The following is a 1,825-nucleotide window of genomic DNA, read 5'->3' as shown; positions in this document are numbered from 1 at the left end:
AAACAAACTCTCGGTGAACGTGTCGGCGCCGCGCATGATCTCCAGTGGGCAAGTGGTGGTTCATCTATCAACGCTTCACGAACTCTGCGCGATGACGTGTTTCAGCGGTACTTCAGCAACCTGCTAGTGAAAATGACCCGAATCGTCGAGACCACCGATTCGGTGGTTCGGGAGAAATCGGTTGGCTCTAAGTCGGCTTTCGAATCTGATTTCTCGGAAGGAATTGAAATGACTTGTGTTTTAGTAAATCCCGATCCGTTTGATCTGCGCCAATACATATCGCATAAATCGCGGGTTAACCTGTAATTCCTTAATATGATGGATCGTGCAATATCAAACTCCATCATAAAGAGCGGGGGTTTTATGGCGCAGCGTATTCAGGTTCTCTGCATCAGGAAGACAAAAAAGCAAAGTAGGCACGAGGCCATTTCGCATATCGGCGGAAAGAACCCCGACGGGAGCCGGTGGAAGATTAGCGAGAAAGACGCTATTAACGGGATTGAGACGGGCAGGTGGAGCTTCTATGTTGTCGGAGGCGGCCAGACTGCTGATGTGCTCGTCTGGCAAACCCCGCAAGGCCAAAAATTCCTCAGGACGGGGCACGACGTGACCACTGCGGACAACCTCCTCAGCCTGCCCCAGTGCCGGTAAATGCTTTTCGTTGAACATGGCAGTTCGACGGGCCGGCCACCGCCTTGAGGCGTCTTGTCCAACTCGCGTTTCAAACGCGAGTGGATTAAGCGGGGAAATCTCCCTTATTGTCGAGCCCCCACTTTGGGGCTCTCGTTTCGTTCAACGTGGCGAATTCCGTCGACGAAGACGGAGCGGGACGGAAATCGTTGCCCCAGGGAAACGCTGATCAATTCGGCTCGGCAGTCATCGCTGAGGAGGCCGAGGACGTTGTAGTAAGAAGCTTATGGAACGGCGCGACGATCATGAAACGGCAGATCGGTTTTGCAGAAGCAGAAAGCTTGGGTAAGAAGCGCGTGACGAAACGGCAGCGCTTCCTGGCGGAGATGGAAAAGCTGGTGCCGTGGCAGCGCCTGTTGTTGGCGACTGGATTACTACCCAAAAGGCGAGCGGGGCCGCCCGCCGGTCGGGTTGGAGCGGATGCTGCGAATCTATTTTCTGCAACAGTGGTACGGCCTGTCGGACGAAGGGCTTGAAGACGCGCTGTACGACAGCATTGCGATGCGTGCGTTCGCCGGTATCGACCTGGCGCGCGAGAATGTGCCGGATGCCACCACGCTGCTGAAGTTCCGGCGTCTGCTGGTCGATCACGAGCTGACGCGAAAGCGGTTCGACGAGATCGGCATCGAATTGTGCGAGCGCGGGCTGATGATGAAGGAAGGCACGCTGGTGGATGCGACGATCTTCGAGGCCCCGCCGTCCACGAACAACGCCGGGAACAGCCGTGACCCGGAAATGCACCAGGCGAAAAAGGGTAACGACGGGCATTTCGGCATGAAGGCGCATCTCGGTGTCGACGCCGACTCGGGGCTGGTGCACAGCCTGGTCACCACGGCGGCCAACGAATCGGATGTCTCGCAGGCCCATGCGCTGTTGCACGGTTACGAGCGCGAAGCGTTTGGCGATGCAGGCTACACGGGCGTGGGCAAGCGCGGGGAGATGAAGGGCAAGACGGTGAAGTGGCACGTGGCGCTCAGGCGCAGCAAGATCAAGGCGATGCCCGAGGGGGTGAGCCGCCCCGGGTTTTCCGGAGACCGTTTTGCTTGCGTCATGCCACAATGACAGACTCAGCGAGATTTGCATAGTAAGCGGCTTCTGCCTCGGCAGGTGGAATGTTGCCGATGGGGCCGAAGAG

2 protein-coding genes and 1 pseudogene are annotated in these 1,825 nt (G+C 57.4%); all 3 read left to right on the top strand.

Features of this window, described 5'->3' with window-relative positions:
- The coding region (locus AB3X89_RS39605; protein ID WP_368587982.1) for a hypothetical protein at nt 1-306 on the top strand (306 nt) is incomplete at its 5' end.
- Between the two features lie 9 nt (nt 307-315).
- Complete coding sequence (locus AB3X89_RS39600; protein ID WP_018436603.1) at nt 316-651, top strand: DUF3892 domain-containing protein; 336 nt, start codon at nt 316-318, stop codon at nt 649-651.
- Nucleotides 652-935: 284 nt separating this feature from the next.
- Nucleotides 936-1,698, top strand: a pseudogene (locus tag AB3X89_RS39595) (IS5 family transposase); the annotation flags it as partial.
- Between the last annotated feature and the right edge of the window lie 127 nt (nt 1,699-1,825).

Source organism: Paraburkholderia sp. BR14320, from assembly GCF_040948665.1.
Lineage (GTDB): Bacteria > Pseudomonadota > Gammaproteobacteria > Burkholderiales > Burkholderiaceae > Paraburkholderia > Paraburkholderia youngii.
This window is presented reverse-complemented; position numbering and strand designations above follow the sequence as displayed.

Bases quoted from the DNA above. Each gene is read 5' to 3' on its own strand.
- AB3X89_RS39600 (WP_018436603.1), top strand. From the start codon at position 316: ATGATGGATCGTGCAATATCAAACTCCATCATAAAGAGCGGGGGTTTT.